At 60.8% G+C, this 19,972-nt stretch carries 19 protein-coding genes; 12 read left to right on the plus strand and 7 right to left on the minus strand.

The window, feature by feature from the left end:
• Positions 1–8 precede the first annotated feature (8 nt).
• From leuS to BM152_RS09455, 4 genes are all read left to right on the plus strand, one after another.
• The gene (gene leuS / locus BM152_RS09440; protein WP_066604227.1) at positions 9–2,582 is read left to right on the plus strand and encodes a leucine--tRNA ligase; all 2,574 of its coding nucleotides are present in this window, start codon (positions 9–11) and stop codon (positions 2,580–2,582) included.
• A complete protein-coding gene (gene lptE / locus BM152_RS09445; protein ID WP_074914135.1) occupies positions 2,569–3,054 on the plus strand; it encodes an LPS assembly lipoprotein LptE in 486 nt (161 codons plus the stop codon). The genes leuS and lptE overlap by 14 nt, the downstream gene beginning before the upstream one ends.
• Positions 3,051–4,076 (plus strand): DNA polymerase III subunit delta, encoded by a 1,026-nt coding sequence (holA, locus tag BM152_RS09450; protein ID WP_066604223.1) that lies wholly within the window; start codon positions 3,051–3,053, stop codon positions 4,074–4,076. The genes lptE and holA overlap by 4 nt, the downstream gene beginning before the upstream one ends.
• 63 nt (positions 4,077–4,139) lie before the next feature.
• Entirely contained in the window at positions 4,140–5,135 is a 996-nt protein-coding gene (locus tag BM152_RS09455; RefSeq protein ID WP_066604704.1) for an LLM class flavin-dependent oxidoreductase, read from the plus strand.
• On the opposite strand, the gene BM152_RS09460 is transcribed toward BM152_RS09455, so the two are convergent.
• From BM152_RS09460 to BM152_RS09470, 3 genes are all read right to left on the minus strand, one after another.
• On the minus strand, positions 5,119–6,285 hold the full coding sequence (locus tag BM152_RS09460; protein WP_269446559.1) for a TIGR03862 family flavoprotein: 1,167 nt from the start codon (positions 6,283–6,285) through the stop codon (positions 5,119–5,121). The two genes, BM152_RS09455 and BM152_RS09460, sit on opposite strands and share 17 nt — an antisense overlap.
• 68 nt (positions 6,286–6,353) lie before the next feature.
• Positions 6,354–6,968: an enoyl-CoA hydratase/isomerase family protein gene (locus tag BM152_RS09465; RefSeq protein ID WP_066604220.1), complete on the minus strand. Its 615-nt coding sequence runs from the start codon at positions 6,966–6,968 to the stop codon at positions 6,354–6,356.
• Complete coding sequence (locus tag BM152_RS09470) at positions 6,965–7,720, minus strand: SDR family oxidoreductase (RefSeq protein ID WP_066604218.1); 756 nt, start codon at positions 7,718–7,720, stop codon at positions 6,965–6,967. The genes BM152_RS09465 and BM152_RS09470 overlap by 4 nt, the downstream gene beginning before the upstream one ends.
• A gap of 116 nt (positions 7,721–7,836) precedes the next feature.
• Between BM152_RS09470 and BM152_RS09475 the strand changes: the two genes are divergently transcribed.
• From BM152_RS09475 to BM152_RS09485, 3 genes are all read left to right on the plus strand, one after another.
• Positions 7,837–9,387, plus strand: coding sequence for a hypothetical protein (locus BM152_RS09475; protein WP_066604211.1), 1,551 nt, complete (start codon positions 7,837–7,839; stop codon positions 9,385–9,387).
• Positions 9,388–9,474: 87 nt separating this feature from the next.
• The gene (locus BM152_RS09480; RefSeq protein WP_066604210.1) at positions 9,475–10,821 is read left to right on the plus strand and encodes a TldD/PmbA family protein; all 1,347 of its coding nucleotides are present in this window, start codon (positions 9,475–9,477) and stop codon (positions 10,819–10,821) included.
• Positions 10,808–11,587, plus strand: coding sequence for a 3'(2'),5'-bisphosphate nucleotidase CysQ (locus BM152_RS09485; RefSeq protein ID WP_066604209.1), 780 nt, complete (start codon positions 10,808–10,810; stop codon positions 11,585–11,587). The genes BM152_RS09480 and BM152_RS09485 overlap by 14 nt, the downstream gene beginning before the upstream one ends.
• A 22-nt stretch (positions 11,588–11,609) precedes the next feature.
• Here BM152_RS09485 and BM152_RS09490 read toward each other — a convergent pair whose 3' ends face one another.
• Positions 11,610–12,830, minus strand: a complete 1,221-nt coding sequence (locus BM152_RS09490) for a glycosyltransferase family protein (RefSeq protein ID WP_066604207.1) — start codon at positions 12,828–12,830, stop codon at positions 11,610–11,612.
• A gap of 3 nt (positions 12,831–12,833) precedes the next feature.
• Positions 12,834–13,646, minus strand: a complete 813-nt coding sequence (locus BM152_RS09495; RefSeq protein ID WP_066604205.1) for an HAD-IIB family hydrolase — start codon at positions 13,644–13,646, stop codon at positions 12,834–12,836.
• A gap of 159 nt (positions 13,647–13,805) precedes the next feature.
• Between BM152_RS09495 and BM152_RS09500 the strand changes: the two genes are divergently transcribed.
• From BM152_RS09500 to lpxK, 3 genes are read left to right on the plus strand one after another with little or no spacing between them, the layout of a single operon-like run.
• A complete protein-coding gene (locus BM152_RS09500; protein WP_066604203.1) occupies positions 13,806–14,051 on the plus strand; it encodes a DUF4170 domain-containing protein in 246 nt (81 codons plus the stop codon).
• Between the two features lie 12 nt (positions 14,052–14,063).
• Entirely contained in the window at positions 14,064–15,353 is a 1,290-nt protein-coding gene (locus BM152_RS09505; protein WP_066604202.1) for a 3-deoxy-D-manno-octulosonic acid transferase, read from the plus strand.
• On the plus strand, positions 15,350–16,342 hold the full coding sequence (gene lpxK / locus BM152_RS09510; protein ID WP_066604199.1) for a tetraacyldisaccharide 4'-kinase: 993 nt from the start codon (positions 15,350–15,352) through the stop codon (positions 16,340–16,342). Before BM152_RS09505 ends, lpxK begins: the two co-directional genes overlap by 4 nt.
• Before the next feature lie 3 nt (positions 16,343–16,345).
• On the opposite strand, the gene BM152_RS09515 is transcribed toward lpxK, so the two are convergent.
• Positions 16,346–17,008, minus strand: coding sequence for a DsbA family protein (locus BM152_RS09515; RefSeq protein ID WP_066604194.1), 663 nt, complete (start codon positions 17,006–17,008; stop codon positions 16,346–16,348).
• On the minus strand, positions 17,008–17,535 hold the full coding sequence (locus tag BM152_RS09520; protein ID WP_066604192.1) for a DUF721 domain-containing protein: 528 nt from the start codon (positions 17,533–17,535) through the stop codon (positions 17,008–17,010). The genes BM152_RS09515 and BM152_RS09520 overlap by 1 nt, the downstream gene beginning before the upstream one ends.
• Positions 17,536–17,637: 102 nt before the next feature.
• On the opposite strand from BM152_RS09520, the gene mutY reads away from it, so the two are divergent.
• On the plus strand, positions 17,638–18,687 hold the full coding sequence (gene mutY / locus BM152_RS09525; RefSeq protein WP_066604190.1) for an A/G-specific adenine glycosylase: 1,050 nt from the start codon (positions 17,638–17,640) through the stop codon (positions 18,685–18,687).
• A gap of 36 nt (positions 18,688–18,723) precedes the next feature.
• Positions 18,724–19,863 carry an alkane 1-monooxygenase gene (locus BM152_RS09530; RefSeq protein ID WP_111481356.1) on the plus strand — a complete coding sequence of 380 codons (1,140 nt, stop codon included), beginning with the start codon at positions 18,724–18,726 and terminating at the stop codon, positions 19,861–19,863.
• Positions 19,864–19,972: the final 109 nt, after the last annotated feature.

Here is a 19,972-nt window from a genome sequence, read left to right on the forward strand (position 1 = left end):
ATGTGACCATGAGCCGCTACGCGCCCAGCGAGATCGAACCGAAATGGCAGACCGCCTGGAATGAGGCGGATGTGTTCCTCGCCCAGCGGGACGAGAGCAAGCCGAAGTATTATGTTTTGGAGATGTTCCCCTACCCGTCGGGGCGCATACACATCGGGCATGTGCGCAACTACACGATGGGCGATGTTGTGGCGCGGTATAAGTCTTCGACCGGTTTCAACGTATTGCATCCGATGGGGTTTGACGCCTTCGGGATGCCTGCGGAGAATGCGGCGATGGCCTCGGGGGGGCATCCGAAGACATGGACCTACAACAACATCGACACGATGGTTGACCAGATGAAGCCTCTGGGTCTGTCGATCGACTGGACACGGATGTTTGCGACCTGTGATCCGGAGTATTACGGCCAACAGCAGTCCATGTTCATCGACATGCTGGACAAGGGTCTGGTTTACCGCAAGAACGCCACGGTGAACTGGGATCCGGTGGATATGACGGTTCTGGCCAACGAACAGGTGATTGACGGCTGCGGCTGGCGCTCCGGTGCGCCGGTGGAGCGCAAGGAATTGACCCAGTGGTTCTTCAAGATTTCCGATTATTCCGAAGACCTTCTGAGCGCGATTGACGGGCTGGACGACTGGCCGGACAAGGTCAAGACGATGCAGAAGAACTGGATCGGCAAGTCGCGCGGCTTGCAATTCGCCTTCTCCGTGACCGAACCGACCGCCCACACCGACCGGATCGAGGTCTACACGACCCGCCCCGACACGCTGATGGGCGCGTCCTTTGTGGGGATTTCGGCGGATCACCCGCTGGCCAAAGAACTGGCCGAGCAGAACCCCGAGATTGCAGCCTTCTGCGAGGAGTGTCGCAAAGGCGGCACCACGGAAGAGGCGATTGAAAAGGCCGAGAAACTGGGCCTGAACACCGGCCTGACCGTGCGCCACCCGTTTGACACATCGTGGGAACTGCCGGTCTATATCGCCAATTTCATCCTGATGGATTACGGCACCGGCGCGATTTTCGGCTGTCCGGCGCATGACCAGCGCGACTTCGACTTCGCGACCAAATACGGCCTGCCGATCAACTATGTCTTTGCCCCCGTCGAGGGCGATCTGAACGAGACCGAAGCCTTTGTCCCGGTCAAATCCGAGAAGGTGAAATACATTCGCGGTTTTGCGGGCGAAGAGGTCCAGACCGGCGAAGAGGCGGTGAACAGCGCGGTTGATTTCTGCGAAAAGAACGGCGTCGGCCACGGCGTCACGAAATACCGCCTGCGCGACTGGGGCCTGTCACGGCAACGCTACTGGGGCTGTCCGATCCCCGTGGTGCATTGTGAAAGCTGCGGCGTGGTGCCGGAGAAAAAAGAGAACCTGCCGATCGAACTGCCCTTCGACGAAGATGGCAAACCGATTGATTTCTCCATCCCCGGCAACCCGCTTGACCGTCACCCGACATGGCGCAACACGACCTGCCCGAAATGCGGCGGCGCGGCACTGCGCGAGACGGACACGATGGACACATTCGTGGACAGTTCGTGGTATTACGCCCGCTTCACCTCGCCCCGTGCGACCACGCCGACGGTGAAAGAGGATGCGGATTACTGGATGAACGTCGACCAGTATATCGGCGGCATCGAACACGCGATCTTGCACCTCTTGTATTCCCGCTTCTTCGCCCGCGCGATGAACGAGACAGGGCATCTGCCGGAGAAATCCCGTGAACCGTTCAATGCGCTGTTCACGCAAGGCATGGTGACCCACGCGATCTACAAGACCACAGGCGCGGATGGCCGTCCGGTGTATCACTACCCCGAAGAGGTCGAATTGCGCGACGGCAAGGGCTTTTTGAAAGATGGCACCGAAGTCGAGATCGTGCCCTCCGCCAAGATGTCCAAATCCAAGAACAACGTGGTCGATCCGGTCGAGATCATCAAACAGTTCGGGGCCGACACCGCACGCTGGTTCGTGCTCTCCGACAGCCCGCCCGAGCGCGACGTGGAATGGACCGCAAGCGGGGCCGAGGCAGCAAGCAAACACCTTGGCCGTGTCTGGCGTCTGGCGGCTGCTGCTAGCGCCGGTGAAGGAAACCGCGAACCAAACAAAGACGATAGTGCGCTCTTGAGAGAAATGCACAAAACCATCCATGATGTGACGTCTGCAATCGAAACCTTTGGCTTTAACGCCGCTATTGCGCGCCTCTATGCTTTCACAAACGCAATTTCCAAGTCTAAAGCGAGCGTTTATGCTAAAACGGACGCGCTCAAGACGCTGGCCCAACTCATGTCCCCCATGACCCCGCACCTCGCGGAAGAAATGTGGTCCATGCTGGGCGGCGAGGGCCTGATTGCACAAGCGCCGTGGCCGGTGCCGGATGAGGCCATGCTGGTTGAAGACACAGTCACGCTTCCGATCCAGATCAACGGCAAACGCCGCGATGAAATCTCTGTTCCGAAGGATATGCCGAAAGAAGAGGTTGAAAAGCTGGTGCTGGAAAACGATGCTGTGAAAAAGGCGCTCGATGGCGGGTCGCCGAAGAAACTCATCGTTGTACCGGGCCGCATCGTCAATGTCGTCATTTGATCGCAGAACAGTTCTGATCTCGCTCGTAGCCCTCGCGGGCTGCGGCTTTACCCCGGCTTACGGGCCGGGGGGCACAGGTGCGGCCTTGCGGGGCAAGGTGGAGATCGCCGCGCCGAAGGGACGCCAAAGCTACAATCTCAGCAACCGGCTGATTGACCAGTTCGGCCCGACAGAGACGCCGCTCTATCGTCTGAGCTATGACATCACGACGGAAGAGAACGACATCGGGCTGACCCGTGATGGCGACATCAACCGCTATCACATCACAGGGACGGTCAAATTCACCCTGAGCGACATTGCCACAGGCCGGACGCTTCTTGACAGCAGCACCTCGAATTTCACCTCCTACTCGGCAACGGGGAATTCGGTCGACACGCTGACCGCCACGCGCGATGCCTATGAGCGGCTGATGACGATTCTGGCCGACCAGATGGTGAGCGAGATCATCGCCACGGTAGAGCTGCCCTCATGAAACTCTCCGCCCGCGACGCGCTGTCCTATTTCGCCAAGCCCGACAAGGGCAAGGCGGGTGTCCTGCTCTACGGGCCGGATGCCATGCGAATCGCGATCCGGCGTCAGGAGATTATCGAGGGGCTGATCGGCAAACAGGGCGAGGAGGAAATGCGCCTCACCCGCATGTCCGGCGCGGAATTACGCAAGGACAAGGCGCTTTTGATGGACGCGCTCAAGGCACAGGGGTTCTTTCCCGGTGCCCGCGTCGTCTTTGTCGAGGATGCCACCGACCAGATCACGGATGTGACCAAGGATGCCTTGTTCGACTGGCGCGAAGGCGATGCGCAGATCGTGATCACGGCGGGCAGCCTCAAGGCCAGTTCCAAGCTGCGCAAGCTCTTCGAGGGCCATCCCAGCGCCTATGCCATTGCGATCTATGCCGACCCGCCCTCCCGCGCGGAGATCGAAGCGACCCTTGCGAAAGCGGGGATCAAGGATGTGTCGCGCGATGCCATGACGGATATCGAGGCGCTCTCGCGCACGATTGATCCGGGAGATTTCCGGCAAACGCTTGAAAAGCTGGCGCTTTACAAGATCGGAGACCAGACGCCGGTGTCGAGCGAGGATGTGCTGAACTGCGCCCCCGCCACGACAGAGGCCGAGGTGGATGATGTGCTCAACACGGTCGCCGAGGGGCGTGCCAACGAGTTGGGGCCTTTGATGCTCAAGATCGCGGGGCAAGGGATTGATCCGGTCGCGCTGTCGATCTTTACCATGCGGCATTTCCGGACCTTGCATGCGGCGGCGTCCGATCCGGGCGGCGCGGCCTCCGGCATTGCCCGTGCGCGTCCGCCGATTTTCGGACCGCGCCGTGACCGGATGACGCGACAGGCGCAGAACTGGGGCATGTACAAGCTGGAAACCGCGCTTGGCATTCTGACCGACACGGATCTGACATTGCGCTCCGCGTCGAAAGCGCCGACCATGGCGGTGATGGAACGCGCGCTCATCCGGCTTGCTATGTTAGCGCACCGGCGCTGAGCGCAAACGCGGTTTGAACGCCGGCGCAAACATCCCAGATAGGGAGAAAAGGAGCCGCACATGATCCCCTATTCCCTACTTGACCTTGCCCCCGTGCCTGACGGTGTCACCACTGCGCAGGCGTTGAAAAATTCCGTCGATCTGGCGCAACATGCCGAAAGCTGGGGCTTTAACCGCTACTGGCTTGCCGAACATCACAACATGCCAGGGATTGCCTCTGCCGCCACGGCGGTGCTCATCGGGCATATCGCGGGGCAGACCTCGACCATGCGGATCGGCGCGGGCGGGATCATGTTGCCCAACCATGCGCCGTTGCAAGTGGCCGAAGCCTTTGGCACCCTGCGCGAATTGTATGGCGACCGCATCGACCTCGGTCTCGGACGCGCTCCGGGCACGGATATGTCCACCGCCCGCGCGCTGCGCCGCAACCTGATGCCCGGCACCGCCAATGGCGAGACCTTCCCGCAAGATGTGCAAGAGCTGCTGGGCTATCTGGGCGACATGCCCGAAGACGCCCCCGTGCGCGCCTTTCCGGGGACGGGCACCCATGTGCCGGTCTGGATGCTCGGCTCGTCGACCTATGGCGCGGAACTGGCCGCGATGCTGGGCCTGCCCTATGCCTTCGCCTCGCATTTCGCTCCTGCGGCGCTGGATCAGGCGGTCAAAATCTACCGCGATCTGTTCCGCCCCTCCGCCTATCTCGACAAACCGCACTTCATGCTGGCGACCAATGTCTTTGCCGCCGACACCGAAGACGACGCGATCTATCTGCGCTCGTCGATGATGCAGGCCTTTGCCAACCTTCGCACCGGCAAGGCCGGAAAACTGCCGCGCCCCGTGCGGGACATCTCGACCGTTATCCCCGCGCAATTTCTCCCTGCGCTGGACGCCATTTTCACCGTCTCCGCCACGGGCACGAAACCGATGGTCAAAGACAAACTCGCCGCCCTAATCGCACGCTACCAGCCCGATGAAATCATCATCGCGGCCAATATCCACGACCATGCGGCGCGGCTCAGATCCTACGAAATTGCCGCCGAGGTCATGCGAGAGACATAAGCGCCCCTTGCGCGGCGCGCCGTCCGGTGGCGAGGCACGCGGTCAGAAGATAGCCCCCTGTCGGCGCGTCCCAATCGAGCATCTCGCCCGCAAAGAACAGCCCCTGTTTTTTGCGGGATTCGAGACTGTCCGTCAGGCTTTCAAACCGTACACCGCCCGCCGTGGAAATGGCCTCGTCCATTGGGCGCATCTCCAGCCCCGTGATCTCCAGCGCCTTGAGCGATGCGGCCAGATCGTCCGGCTGCGGCCCTGCAAATTCCATGAGCAAGGCGATCTTCTCCGGCGACAGACGCAGGGCACGTTTCAGGAACTTCGTCAGGGTTTCCTTGGGTTTGCGCTGGGTCAGTCTCTGTTCGAGCTTGCCTGCGGACCAGTCCGGCAACAAATCGAGAACCAAGGGGGCTCCGTCTCTAAGGCCACGGGTGACGCTGTAAATCCCGCCGCCTTCCAAACCGCGCTCGGAAATCACGAACTCCCCGCTGCTCTCATAAGCCCCGCTGCGCAAGTGCACGCCTTTGACCGGATGGCCGAAATGCCGCGCCATGTGGCCGCTCCACGCAAGCGTCACGCCAACATTGGACGGCGCGAAAGGGCGAAGTTCCACATAGTCCTGCACCATCTCCACCCACACGCCATTCGAGCCCAATCTGGCCCAACTCGCCCCGCCAAGCGCGAGAATGACCACCTTGGCCACAACCTCGACAGAGCCTTGCGGCGTGGCAAATCCTACCCGCTCGCCGAGCGCCTCCATACGCCAGTTGCGGCGCAGGTCGACACCCTGCTCCGCCAAGCGCCCGAGCCATGCACGCAGAAGCGGAGAGGCTTTCATCGCCTTGGGAAAGACACGGCCAGACGAGCCTGTGAACATCTCCTGGCCCAGCGCCTCGGCCCAAGCAATCGCCTCTTGCGGGCCGAAATCCTCCAAAGCCTGCTGCAAGACGGGATGCACAGGCGCGTAGGCGTGCAAGAACGGCTCGAGTGCTTCGTTTTTCGTCAGGTTCAGACCCGATTTCCCCGCCATGAGGAATTTGCGCGCGGGGGAGGGTTTCGCCTCCGCCAGAAGCACATGATGCCCCGCCGCCGACAACACATCCGCCGCCATCAAACCGGCAGGCCCCGCGCCAACGACGAGCACATCACTATGCTCCACGCGCTGCGTCGCGGGAGAGTGATCCGCTACGGTTTGAGACACAAGAGTCTGTTTCACGGTCGTTTGCGTCACGGATGGACCAGCGCCTTGATGCCCGCGATATGCGCAGGCGCGGCACCCATTGCGGCCTCGCCCAAGGCAGCCACGGCATCCTTCATCTCGGCGGCGGGCACAAGCCGGTCCACCAGCCCCCAAGACAGAGCCTCCTCTGCGGGGATTTTCTGACCCGCCATCAGGATCATCTTGGCCCGCGCCGGACCGATGAGTGCGGCCAGTCGCTTTGGGTCGGAGGGCTGCGGCAGAAAACCGAGTTTCATCACCGGATAGAAGAACTTCGCATTCGAGTCAGACAGGCGCAGGTCACAGGCCAGCGCCATGCCGAAAGCACCGCCCGCCAATGTGCCGTTGAGCGCGGCGATGGTGAGACAGGGCAGAGCGGCGATCTTGCCCGACAAGTCCTCCCACAAGGGCGAGGTCGCAAGACCCGCGCGGGCCTCGTCGAGATCGGCACCGGCGGAAAAGACCTTTCCCGCCCCCGTCAGCACAAAGACCTTCGCCTGGTCTGCGGCCTCGTCCACGATCCCGACGAGCCGCGACAGCATGTCAGAGGTCAGGGAATTGGCCTTTTCGGGCCGGTTCAGGGTCACAACCCAAAGCGCACCATCGCGGTCAAGTTCGATCATGCCACCACCCCGATCTTGCGCCGGAAATCCTCGTCGCGCAGTTGCAATTCTTCTCCGAGATGGGCGTCCGCCTCGGCAGAGCACATCCACAATAGCGCCTGCGCGGGCCAATCGGGCGGAACATGGTCGGACCAGTCAAGCTGGCTCACCGCGTTAATGCCGGAGGCTTTGATTTCCCGCTGCATTCGGGTCGCAACCGTGCCCGGAGACAGGCCTATCGCGCGGATGCCATTGGCACGTTCTTCAAGGTCCAGCATCGCGGTCAGCATGGCCGCACCCGCTTTGGATGTGCAATAGGCGCTCCACCCTTCGACAGGGCGATGGGCCGCGCCGGAGGAAATGGTCAGCACCGTGCCGCCGCCACGGGCCACCATAGTCGGCACCACGCGCCGCATGGCGTAGAACACGCCTTTGACATTGATATCAATGAGTTGGCTCCACGCCTCGGGGTCAAGCGCCTTCAGGTCGCCAATCGGATCAATCACACCGGCGTTGTTTATGAGAATATCGACGGGGCCGAAATGCTCCTCGATGCTCTGCATGGCCGCATCCACCGCCGCGTAATCCGAAATATCGCAAGGCACCGCCAGAGCGCGCGGGCCGATGTCGTCGGCAATGGCAGAAATCGCGGGTTTGCTGCGGGCGATCAGGGCGACATTGGCCCCCTCGGACGCAAACAGACGCGCTGTGGCCTCTCCGATCCCGCGGCTCGCGCCGGTGATGGCGACGGTTTTTCCATCGAGTTTCGACATTGTGAACCTTCTCCCTCTTTCATTTGCGACTTTAGGGTCTTGTGTCGGCGGGTTCCAGTCTTGACCCTCCGCGCAAAGCACGAAAGTGTACGCGCGACTGTTCAAGGAGATTAATCATGCGTTCCCTGTTATCCGCAACGGCGCTCACCGCGCTCTGCTTATCGGCCACCCCCATGTTCGCCGATGTCACCCCCGAAGATGTCTGGGGGGCCTATCAGGAGATGATGGCCAAAACGGGCGCAACACCGACTGCCGAAGTCGAACGCGACGGCGATACTCTGGTGGTGCGCAACATGGTCTATGACATGACAATGGATATGGGGGCGTCTTCAGTGTCCTCCACCACCACCGCGCCGGAAATCCGTTTTCAGGAACGCGCGGGCGGCACGGTCGCCATGTGGTTCCCTGCCCCGCTCACCTCGGTTTCGGTCACACAGGTCGAAGCCGGGCTGGACGATGGCATGGAAGACGAGACGATCGAGACCCGCTCGACCATGCGTCTTGACGGGACTTCCGTTGTGTCCGGCGCGCCCGACGACATGCTGTTCACCTTCAAGGACAGCACCGTTGAAATGGTCAATGACCCTGTGATGATGGACGGCGAGATGATCCAGCCGGGCCTGTCGGCCAAGGTTGCCGGCATCTCGGGCACCTACAGCATTGATCGCAGCGGTGAGGCGCTGACATCGGGCATCGACATGACCGCCGCCGCGCTGAGCTATGAATTCGACGAGATGGAAACCGAAGAAGGTGATCTTGTCGACATGGGCTTTACCGCCAACGGGATGACCGTAAAGGGGCAGGTCATGCTGGCTCAGGGCGAACCGGATGACGCGATGCAAGCGCTCGTAGGCCAGAGTGATGTGGATGTGAACCTCGGTTTTGCCGACAGTTCCACCTTTGTCGCCGTGACCAGCGACGAGCCCAATTCCGGCATGGACATCAAGGCAACCTCCGGTCAATCGACCCTTGGGCTGACGCTCAAAGGCGGGGCCATCGGCTATGATGCCACGGCGGGAGATGTGAACATCACCGTAGGCGGCCCGCAGATTCCGGGCGGTCAGGTCGAAGTTGCGATGAAGGAATACAGCACCGCGCTGCTCTTCCCCCTCGCAGCCTCAGACGCGCCGCAGCCATTTGAGGCCAAGATCGGCCTTGAAGAGGTGGTCCTACCCGAGATCGCATGGATGATCGCCGATCCGTCCGGCCAGTTGCCCCATGATCCGGCGAGCCTGCGTCTTGCGTTTGAAGGCACGTTGGAAAATGGCGTGAACCTCTTTGATGCGGAAGCCATGGCGGCCTTTGAGGCCAGCGGCGAGAAAATGCCCTTCGCGCTGCAAACTCTCGAACTGCCGGAGATTTTCCTCAGCCTCGCAGGCGCTTCAATCGCAGGCGAAGGCGCGGGCAAGTTTCTGGACAAAGAGCCCGCCGTGGCCGGTGGCATGCCGCCCTTTGCCGGAAACCTCTCGCTCAAACTTGTGGGCGTGGCGGATCTGATCAGCAACCTAACGGCCACGGGCATCCTGCCTGCAGAACAGGCAATGTCGGCACAGATGATGCTGGGCCTGTTTGCCCGTCCGGGGGATGCGGCCGGTGAACTGGTCTCTGAAATCGAGATGACCGAAGACGGCCAGATCATCGCCAACGGGCAACCTTTGCCCTTCTGATCCCCGATCATGTGACAACGCCCGCTTGCGCTTTTGGCGCAGGCGGTGCATCTGAGACAAAGACGCGACGAAGAACGGAGAGACGCCATGGCCCGGAACCTCAAAGACCTGACCGAGGCGCTTCTTGATGCGGCACAAAAGGCCGGAGCGGAAGCGGCGGATGCGATGGCGGTGGATGGCACATCCCTGTCGATCAATGTCCGGCAAGGCGCTCTGGAACAGGCCGAACGCTCCGAAGGCGTGGACATCGGGTTGCGGGTGCTGATCGGCAAACGGCAGGCCTGCGTGTCCGCCTCTGACACACGCCCCGAAACCCTGACCACAATGGCCGAACGCGCCGTGACGATGGCGCGGCTTGCGCCGGAAGACCCGACAGCAGGATTGGCCGATCCGTCCCAGATCACCACAGACACGGACGCCAGCGCACTCGAACTCTGTGATCCGTCCGAAGAACCCTCGCCCGAAATGCTCAAAGAGGATGCGCTGCGCGCCGAAGCGGCGGCGGCTGCGTTCGAAGGTGTTTCCCAAGTTGATAGCGCGGCTGCTGCCTACGGGCGGCGGCAGGTTTACATGTCGGCGACAAACGGGTTCAGCGGCGGCTACGCGCGCTCGGACCGTATGATTTCCACCGTGGCCATTGCGGGCGAAGGCGCGGGAATGGAGCGTGATTATTGCGGCGAGAGCCGAATTTTCGGCGCCGATCTGCCCAGCCCCGAAGAAATTGGCCGCACAGCCGCCGAACGCACCGTGGAGCGGCTTGGCGCACGCAAACCCAAAACCGGTGCCTATCCGATGCTGTTTGACGAACGGATTTCATCGTCGCTGATCGGACATCTGCTTTCTGCCATCAACGGTCAGGCCATCGCCCGTGGCGCAAGCTGGCTGCGCGATGCGATGGGAGAGCAAGTCCTGCCCTCCTCCCTGTCCCTGATCGAAGACCCGCACCGCCCGCGTGCCTCCGCCTCGCGGCTGTTCGACGCCGAAGGGTTGGCCACGCGCAAACATGCGCTGGTCGAGAACGGGCAACTCGCCTCATGGGTGCTAGACCTTGCCACGGCACGCAAGCTGGGCCTTGAAAGCACCGCCAATGCGGCGCGCGGCGTGTCGTCTCCGCCCTCGCCCTCCTCCGGCAATGTCAGCCTGACCCAAGGCGACAAGAGCCGCGACGAGTTGATCCGCGAAATGGGCACGGGGCTGTTGATCACCTCCATGATCGGGGCCTCCATCAACCCGACCACGGGTGATTATTCCCGTGGCGCAAGCGGATTCTGGATTGAGAATGGCGAGATTGCCTATCCCGTGAACGAATGCACCATCGCCGGAAACCTGCGCGAGATGCTGCAAACGCTGGTGCCCGCCAATGACGCACGGCTGCATTTGAGCCGTGTCGTGCCGTCGCTTTTGGTGGAAGGGATGACACTTGCCGGCGACTGACGATCTCGAACTGCTGATTGAGGCCGCGCGCAACGCCGGAGAGATCGCCCGCCCCTATTGGAAGGCCGATCCCGAAGTCTGGGACAAGGGCGGCGGGCAAGGCCCTGTGACCGAGGCCGATCTAGCCGTGGACCGGATGTTGCACGAATATCTCCTGTCGGAACGCCCCGAATATGGCTGGCTGTCCGAGGAAACCGTGGACACCACGTCCGAACGGCTGGGCAAGGAGCGTGTCTTTATCGTCGATCCGATCGACGGCACCCGCAGCTTTATCCACGGGGATCACAACTGGGCGCATTCTCTGGCCATTGCCGAAGAGGGCGAGGTGATTGCCGCCGTGGTCTATCTGCCGCTGCGGGACCGTCTGTTCACCGCCGTCAAAGGTGGCGGCGCGGAGTTGAATGGCGAGCCTCTTCAGACAGGACAGCGATGCGACCTCGATGGCGCCTCCGTTCTGGCCCCGCGCCAGCATCTTGCGGATGAGCACTGGAAGGGCGGATCACCGAAATTCATTCACAAATACCGCCCCTCTCTGGCCTATCGCCTCACCCTTGTGGCGCAGGGGCGATATGATGCGATGTTCTCGTTTCGCGGCACATGGGAATGGGACGTGGCGGCGGGGACATTGATCCTCACGGAGGCCGGAGGGCAGGTCACCGACAGGCACGGCATCCGCCCCCGTTTCAACCAGCCGCACCCGCAGCTTGACGGGTTGGTGGCGGGATGCCCTGCACTGGCCAATGGCATCCTCGCACGGCTCATATGAGCCTGACCGGATTCAGCCGCGCCTAGTGATACTCGGCCATATCCTCTTCCACAGCGCGGGTCATGGCGGAGATGATGTCGGGGTCCGCCGAATGCACCCGCGACCAGTTGGGGATGAAGGGGGTTTCCATCGGATTGTCGAGGAACACGCTGCCCGCGAGGATGATGTTATTGGCGAAAAGCTCGACGGCTTTTTCCTCGGCATGGCGATCCACATAGAGCCCGTTCATGCGCGCATCGTTGAAATAGGTCTCGATGAGGTCCAGCGCACCGCGATAGTAGGTCGCTTTGATGGAGCGGAAAATCTCTTCGGAAAATACCGTGCCATCGGCGGCCAGCTTGCGGTAGAGCGCCTTGCAAATATCAACCGACATCCGCGACAGGCCCGTTTTGGCATCTTCCTCGCTGAGGTCCTGATGTTTATGATCGTAGCGGTCCGAGATTTCGACCTGACAGACCGCACGCGGGCTGAGATTGCGCCACGCCTCGGACAGCAGCCCGATTTCCAGCCCCCAATCCGAGGGGATACGCATGTCCGGCAGAATCGAGGTGCGCATGGCGAATTCACCGGCCAGCGGATAGCGGAAGTCGGCCAGAAAATCGAGGTAGTCCCGTGGCCCCAAGACCTTGGCCAGCGCCTGAATCATCGGTGACACCAGAAGTCGCGTCACGCGCCCGTTGAGTTTGCCGTCCGCGACTCGGGGATAAAACCCTTTGGACATCTGATAGGGGAAGGTCGGGTTGGCGACCGGATAGACCAGACGCGCCAGCATCTCGGCGGAATAGGTCACAACATCGCAATCATGCACGGCCACCACGGCGCTGTCGGCGCGCGAGATGGTGTAGCCCATGCAGAACCAGACATTGCGCCCCTTGCCCGGTTCGGAGGGAGACAGGTCCAGCGCCTTGAGACGCGCGTCCACCGCCGAGAGCCTCGGGCCATCGTTCCACAGCACCACATGATCGGCCTTGAGGCGCGAAAAGAACTTAAGCGCGTAGCGGTATTGGTCTTCGGTGGCGCGGTCGAGACCGATGACGATGCGATGGATGAAATCCACCTTGTTCAACTCGTCGATGATATTGGGAAGCGCCTCGCCCTCCAGTTCGGAAAACAGCGATGGCAGGATCAGCGTGATCTTGCGGCTGGTCGCGAAGGCGTTGAGTTCTCGTTTCAGGTCCTCTTCGGAATTGATGCGAAGGTTATGCAGCGTCGCGACATGACCGCCCTGATGAAAATCCGCCATTTCTTAGCCTTTCTCGGTTCTTTGAACGTCCTGTGCGATGCGTTCAAGCACCGCTATGTTCCAGCCTTCCGGCCCCGGCGCATGCGTCCGCGTGATCCGGCCCGCCGCTTCTCCGGGCAAGACCGGAAGACCCGGCCCGTGTGTATTTCTCACGATGACACCATGATCCGCCGCGCAGATCATTTCCACATCATTCGGCGCATCGCCCAAGCCCATTGTCTGCGGGCGCGGATGATATTGCGCTATGATCTCGGTCATACGGTCGGCTTTTGTCGCCCCGAAAGACAGGGTCAGATAGCGCCCGCCCTGACGCGCCGTGATGCCCTTTTCCCGCAAAGCCGCCTCAAATTGCACAAGCGCCTCCTCCGTGCCATGCCAGAGCCCCGGCTCGGAGAATTGCCGCTTCGCCGCCAAAGCCGCCTGCGCCACGGGAAGTCCGGTATTCTCGGCCACCTCCGCAACACTCCAGTCGGAAAACCCTGTAAACGGCGCACGCAGATCAGTGGGCAGATCCGCCAGCGCCGCTAGAATGGCCTCATGATCTGTCCGGTCTGCCAAGGTCTCCGCCCCCGGAGCCAGAATCCCCGCGCCGTTCTCAACAATCGCAGGCGCATGATCGAAACCCAGATCATGACGCAACGCTGCGATCTCGGCTGCGGTTTTGGAACTGGCCAGAATCAGAGGCAGACCAAGACGTTTCATCTCTGCCAGAGCAGGCTTGGCAGCCGCCCATGAATAGCTGTCATGATCCAGCAAAGTCCCGTCGAGATCGGAAAACACGATCAGGCGTGGCGCGGTCTTGGGGTCCGTTGTCATAGGGTCATGATGCCGCTCGCGCCCGCCAAGGAAAACAGGCGATCGCAAAAAAGATGAAAAACTGCAATATATCGCCTAAGATTTAAGCACGAAGCGGAGGCTGCTTGACCCCTCCGCCGATTGGACTAGGGTGCGCCCATAACATCCCGGAGAGTTATCATGGCACAAAGACTGCACCTCGTGTTCGGCGGCGAACTGGTCGATCCCTCCAAAACCGTGTTCCGCAATGTCGATGACATTCATATCGTTGGCATTTTCCCCGATTATGAATCCGCACATAACGCGTGGAAAGCACAGGCCCAGCGCACTGTGGACAATGCCCATATGCGCTATTTCATCGCCCATCTGCACCGTCTGCGCGATGAAGAGCAAAACGCATCGCCCACCGAAGAACTCGGAGCGTGAGGACTGGGCCAGATGGCCAAGCCCTTCCCCTATCTGCTTTATTCGGCGCTGAGCCGGAAATCGGAGCGGCACCACGTCGACCAGCTTGACCGGCTGGTGGCGTCCGGTGCCGTGACGCAAGCCGCCTATGACCAGAGGCTTGTCCGGAACCAGCCGAAAAGACCGAAGGGCGAGTTGCTCTGGCTCCATGCCGCCACGCCCTATGCGCTGCGTCCGGCGATGGAACTGTTTCACCGGATCTGCGAGGACCGGCCCGACCTGTCCGGTCTCATCACCATAGCCCCCGACATGACACCGCCCGCCGGAGCGGAGGACGAGAGCCTGTATTTCTCGCGGCTTCCGGAAGATGACTCCACGACCGTCCGCCGGTTTCTGGCCCACTGGACGCCGGACAGCCTTGTCTGGGTTGGCGGTCGGTTCCGCCCCAACCTGTTGCGCATCACACGGGACTGCAACATTCCCGCCATTGCCATAGATGCCCCCAACAGCGCGGCCAGCCTCGACATTCCGCTTTCCATTCCGGGACTGCGCAAACATGTTCTGGGCTGTTTCGACCATGTGTTCGCCGCCACAACTGAGGCCACCCTCCCGTGGCGACGCGCAGGCATTGTCGGCGCGAAGATCGAAGCTTTGGGACATCTCGAAGAAGGCGGTCGCGCCCCCGGTCTCGACGAGGAGACCCTTGCCCGCCGCATGGCCGAGATCGGCACACGCCCGAGCTGGTTTGCCTCACAGCTTGAAAGATCGGAAGTCGGGGAAATCATCCGCGCGCACAAACGGGCCTTGCGACGCGCACACCGGCTTTTGCTAACGGTCTCCCTGTCCAATCACGCGGCGACAGACAGCGTTCTGACCCAATTCCAGAACGCCGGAATGACCGCCGTTGCCCTCGACCAAAGCACGCCGATACCGGAATCAGCACAGGTTGTCATCGTGCCGCAAGCAGACGGCAACGGGCTCTGGCACCGGATTTCTCCGATCAGCTTTATGGGCCGGTCTTTCGGCCCCTTCGGCGGGATTGATCCCTATCCGGCCACTGCGATGGGATCAGCCATTTTACACGGGCAAAACGTGTCGGACTACACCATGGCCTATGCCCGACTGGCCGCGGCCAAAGCCGCCTGCGCAGTGCATGACGGCTACGCATTGGGCGAAGAAGTGGGGCGTCTGATGTCACCGGATCAGGCCGCCTTGATGGCTGGTGCGGCGTGGGAGGTGGCCTCCACCGGCACCGAGGTCACGGATCGCGTGGCCAATCTGGTGCAGGATTTTCTCGACCTGCGCGAAAGGACGGAGGCATGAAGCAACCGCTGTTCTGGTCCAATCCTGCCGAAGCCCCCGGATGGCAGGCGCGGGCTCTCTCGCCGCTTTCTGCGCTCTATGCCAAGGCCACGGCCCGCCGTCTGACACGTCAGGGCTACCGCGCCTCGGTGCCCGTGATCTGCGTCGGCAATATCAACGCGGGCGGCACGGGCAAGACTCCGACCACCATCGCCCTTGTCCAGAGACTGATCGCTGGCGGACATACTCCGCATGTTGTCTCGCGCGGCTACGGCGGAACGCTCGAAGGGCCGGTGCGCGTGAACGAGCGCCAGCACAGCGCGGATGAAACGGGCGATGAGCCTTTGCTGCTCGCAGCTTTCACACCGGTCTGGGTCGCAAAGGATCGTGCCGCAGGCGTGCGGGCGGCCGAGGCGGCGGGGGCGGATGTCATTGTGCTTGATGATGGGATGCAGAACCCTGCGGTCGAAAAAGATCTCACCCTCATCATCGTCGATGCCCATCGCGGGTTCGGCAACGGGCGCGTCCTGCCCGGTGGCCCTCTGCGCGAACCGGTCGCGGTTGGCATGGCGCGCGGGGATGTTCTGATTTCTATCGGAGATGATGCGGCTCAGGACAGGTTTTCCGCGAGTTGGTCCGACAGCGTGACAATTCCGCGTGTCCGCGCCGTGCTGGAACCTCTGCCGACCGGATTGGACTGGGACGGGCTGAAGGTCATGGCCTTTGCCGGAATCGGGCATCCCGAGAAATTCTTTCAAACCCTGCGGGAGCTGGGCGCGGACCTTCTGCGCTCGGAGGCGCTCAAGGATCACCAGCCCCTGTCTGTCGCGCTGATGAAACGCCTCGAAATCGAGGCTATGGCGCTTGGGGCACAGATGGTCACAACGGAAAAAGACGCGGTGCGTTTGCCCCGCGCCTTTCGCATGAAAGTGGTCACTTTGCCTGTGCGCCTGAACGTGTCGGACTGGACGCCCGTTGACGCACATCTAGGCCGTTTGGGACTAAACTAGCCTTTATTCGGCCAGTTTCGCGTCGAGAATTTCCTTGAGATCGGCATAGCTCATGTTCGAGTGCTTTTCTCCGTCGATCACAAGGCTCGGCGTGGCGTTGATGTCATATTCTTCGACTTCTTTGGTGAATTTCGCGTAGAGTTTCTCCGCCATATCACCGTCATTCAGACATGCATCAAGGTTCTCGTCGGTCAGACCCGCACGTTTGCCGATCTTGCGCAGGTTCTCGACGATTTCCATCGTGTCCTTGCCGCCTGCGAGCCATTCGGATTGCTCTTCATAGAGCATCTTCTGAATGCCGAAGTAACGCATATCGCCGCCACAACGCGCCACCATAGAGGCCCAGAGGCCGAATTTGTCAAAATAGACTTCACGGTAGACGAAACGCACCTTGCCCGTGTCGATATAGTCTTTCTTGAGTGGCTCGAAGACGGCGCTGTGGAAGTTCGCACAATGCGGGCAGGTGTAGGAGGCATATTCAATCAATTCGATCGGCGCATCCGCATCACCCAACACCAGATCGGGGATGTCCGAAGTGTCCACATCGGTGGCGTCTTGCGCGAAGGCGGGCGTGACCACGAAACTCGTGACAGCAGAGGGGTTCAGCAAAAGCGTGCCACCAAGCGTAGCCAAGGCGGTCGTGATCATGAATGTGCGGCGATTCATCAGTTTTCCTTTGTTTTCTGTCGGGTCAGGAACGACCCGGCAAATTTTTCAAGTGCTTGACGCAGACCATCATCCTGAACACCTTCGGCGAGGGCTTTGGCGCATGAACGGGTTTCCGGCGTCAGTTCCGGTTTGGGCTTGGGTTTGTCGGTCTCGAAAACCGCGCGCCCTTCCGCAAACCCCATCGGAGCGGTTTGCGTGATACGAATATGGCTGATCGCGTTGTGACCGTAGACGGCATTCACGCGATCCCGAATTTTCGGCAATTCCGCCTGCAACATCGGCGCATAGGCACCGGTGGTCAGAAGCGTCAGCGTGGCACCGAACCCGCCTTTGCCATAAGACACTTTCACAGGGCGACACATGGCTGCGATCTCGGGGCCAACGCTTTCTTCCCAATGGGTCAAAAGCTTTGACTGCGAAAACCCGCGCGCCTCGGAGGCCGCCTGAATCCGCCGATTCAAAAGACTGGACGTTCTCTCGAACCCCCGCTTGCGCCTTTTCACACCGGATTGTATCTCAGCCATGATTTCCCGTCTGGTCTATCTTCATCTGCCCCCTATTCTAAAGAGACAGGCGCAACACGCCAGAAGAAAGCAGATGACAGGACCTAAAGATTGCGTGACGGAATGAAACACAGTGACATCGCAGCGCCGCTTTTGAGGTGGTATGACGCACATGCGCGGGTTCTGCCGTGGCGTGTCTCGCCCGCAGAGCGCGCCGCAGGTGTGATGCCCGATCCCTATCGGGTCTGGATGTCCGAGATCATGCTGCAACAAACCACTGTGGCCGCCGTGAAATCCTATTTCGAACGGTTCACCGCGCTCTGGCCCTGTGTAACGGATCTGGCCAATGCCGAGGATGACGAGGTCATGGGGGAATGGGCGGGGCTTGGATATTATGCGCGTGCACGGAACCTTCTGAAATGTGCGCGGGTCATTCGGGACAGCTATGACGGTCACTTCCCGCAAACCCGCGCCGAACTACAGAGCCTGCCGGGGATCGGGCCATATACCTCCGCCGCGATTGCTTCCATTGCGTTCAACCAGCCCGAAACCGTGGTGGATGGCAATGTCGAGCGGGTCGTGTCCCGCCTGTTTCGCATCGAAACCCCGCTGCCCGGTGCCAAGCCGGAACTCACGAAACTGGCCGAAACGCTCACGCCACAGGATCGCGCGGGCGATTATGCGCAGGCGATGATGGATTTGGGGGCGACCATTTGCACCCCGAAATCACCGGATTGCGCCCCATGCCCCCTGACCGATAGCTGCGCGGCTCATGTGGTCGGGGATGCGGCCCGTTTTCCGCACAAGACACCGAAGAAACCGAAACCCACCCGCCACGGCCATGCCTATGTCGCCCGCACGACACGCGGGGAATGGGTGCTGGAGAAACGTCCCGACAAGGGGCTTTTGGGCGGTATGTTGGGCTGGCCCGGCACGCATTGGGCGCAAGAACATGCCACCGAAGCCCCGTTCAACGCCGAATGGGACGAACTTGGCGACGTGCGCCATACCTTCACGCATTTCCACCTCGTGCTGACGGTCCATGTCGCGGAAGGTGTGACAAATCCGCCCGATCACTACACATTGCGCGAAGAGAACGCATTTCGGCCCTCTGATTTGCCTACAGTCATGCGAAAGGCATTTGACCTTGCCCATGCAAAGCTGGAAATTTAATCCGAAACGCGCAGGCCTCTGCGGGAGTTTGATCCAATGAATATGGCCCAAATCAGTTTTCGAAACGCGATGCCCTTCTGGCTGTCGCTCACGGTTGTTCCCTTTATCTGGCTCGGTGCCATTGTCGGGGGATGGACGGTGATCATCGTGCCGCTTTACGCGTGGTATATGTTCGGCTTCCTCGACGGTATTCTGGGGCTCAACACCGACAATCCGGACCCGAATACTGAGGAGCGCGAGCTGTTCTGGTATCGGGCGATCACGATCATCTGGTTTCCGGTGCAGTTTGTGAACATCTTCGGCCTGATCTGGTTCGTGACCCACACAGATCACCTGTCCACACTGGAAACCATCGTGGTGTTTTTCGGGCTGGGCGTGTCCTCCGGCACCACGGGCATGGTCTATGCCCACGAGCTTTGCCACCAGCGCAACAACATGGAGCGCTGGCTGGGGGATTTGCTTTTGGCCTCCGTGCTTTACTCGCATTTTCGCACCGAACATCTGTTGGTGCATCACAAACATGTCGGCACGCGGCGCGATGCGGTGACGGCGCTCTATAACGAAGGATTCCACCACTATTTCCTCCGCGTCCTGCGCGAATGTCCCCGTTCGGCATGGGAGGCGGAAAAGGCCATGCTGGCGCGCAAGGGGCTATCGCCGTGGAACCCGCGCAACCCGCATTTCCGCTACTGGACCCTGCAAATCCTGATGCTCATTCTCGCCACGCTGCTTGGCGGTGTGCCGGGGCTGTTGCTCTTTATGTGGCAGGCCATCGTTGCCATCTGGCAACTGGAACTGACCAACTATGTCGAGCACTACGGCCTGACCCGCCGGCATCTGGGCAATGGCAAATACGAACACGTCAAACCGCACCATAGCTGGAATGCGGCGCATATGGCGACGAACTGGTTGCTGATCAATCTGCAACGCCATTCCGACCACCACTACAAACCCGACCGGCGCTTTCCGCTTTTGCAGAATTATGACGAATCCGAAGCGCCGCAACTGCCCTATGGCTATACGCTCATGGGGGTGGCTGCGATGATCCCTCCGGTGTGGCGGCGGATGATGAATCCGAGGGTCAAGGCATGGCGCAAACAGCATTATCCCGACCTTGCCACCTTTGAGGATTGGGAACCTTACAAGAACGGCACCAACCCGCTTCCCCGTCTTTAAGAGCCAAGTCTTTAAGGCCAAAAAAGAGCCCCGCTGATGAAACAGCGGGGCCAAGGTGGTGCCGCGTAGTCAGGTCGCAGGCACCAGGCGGTAACTTTGTATTTTGTGT

It is taken from the genome of Celeribacter halophilus, from assembly GCF_900114135.1.
GTDB lineage: Bacteria > Pseudomonadota > Alphaproteobacteria > Rhodobacterales > Rhodobacteraceae > Celeribacter > Celeribacter halophilus.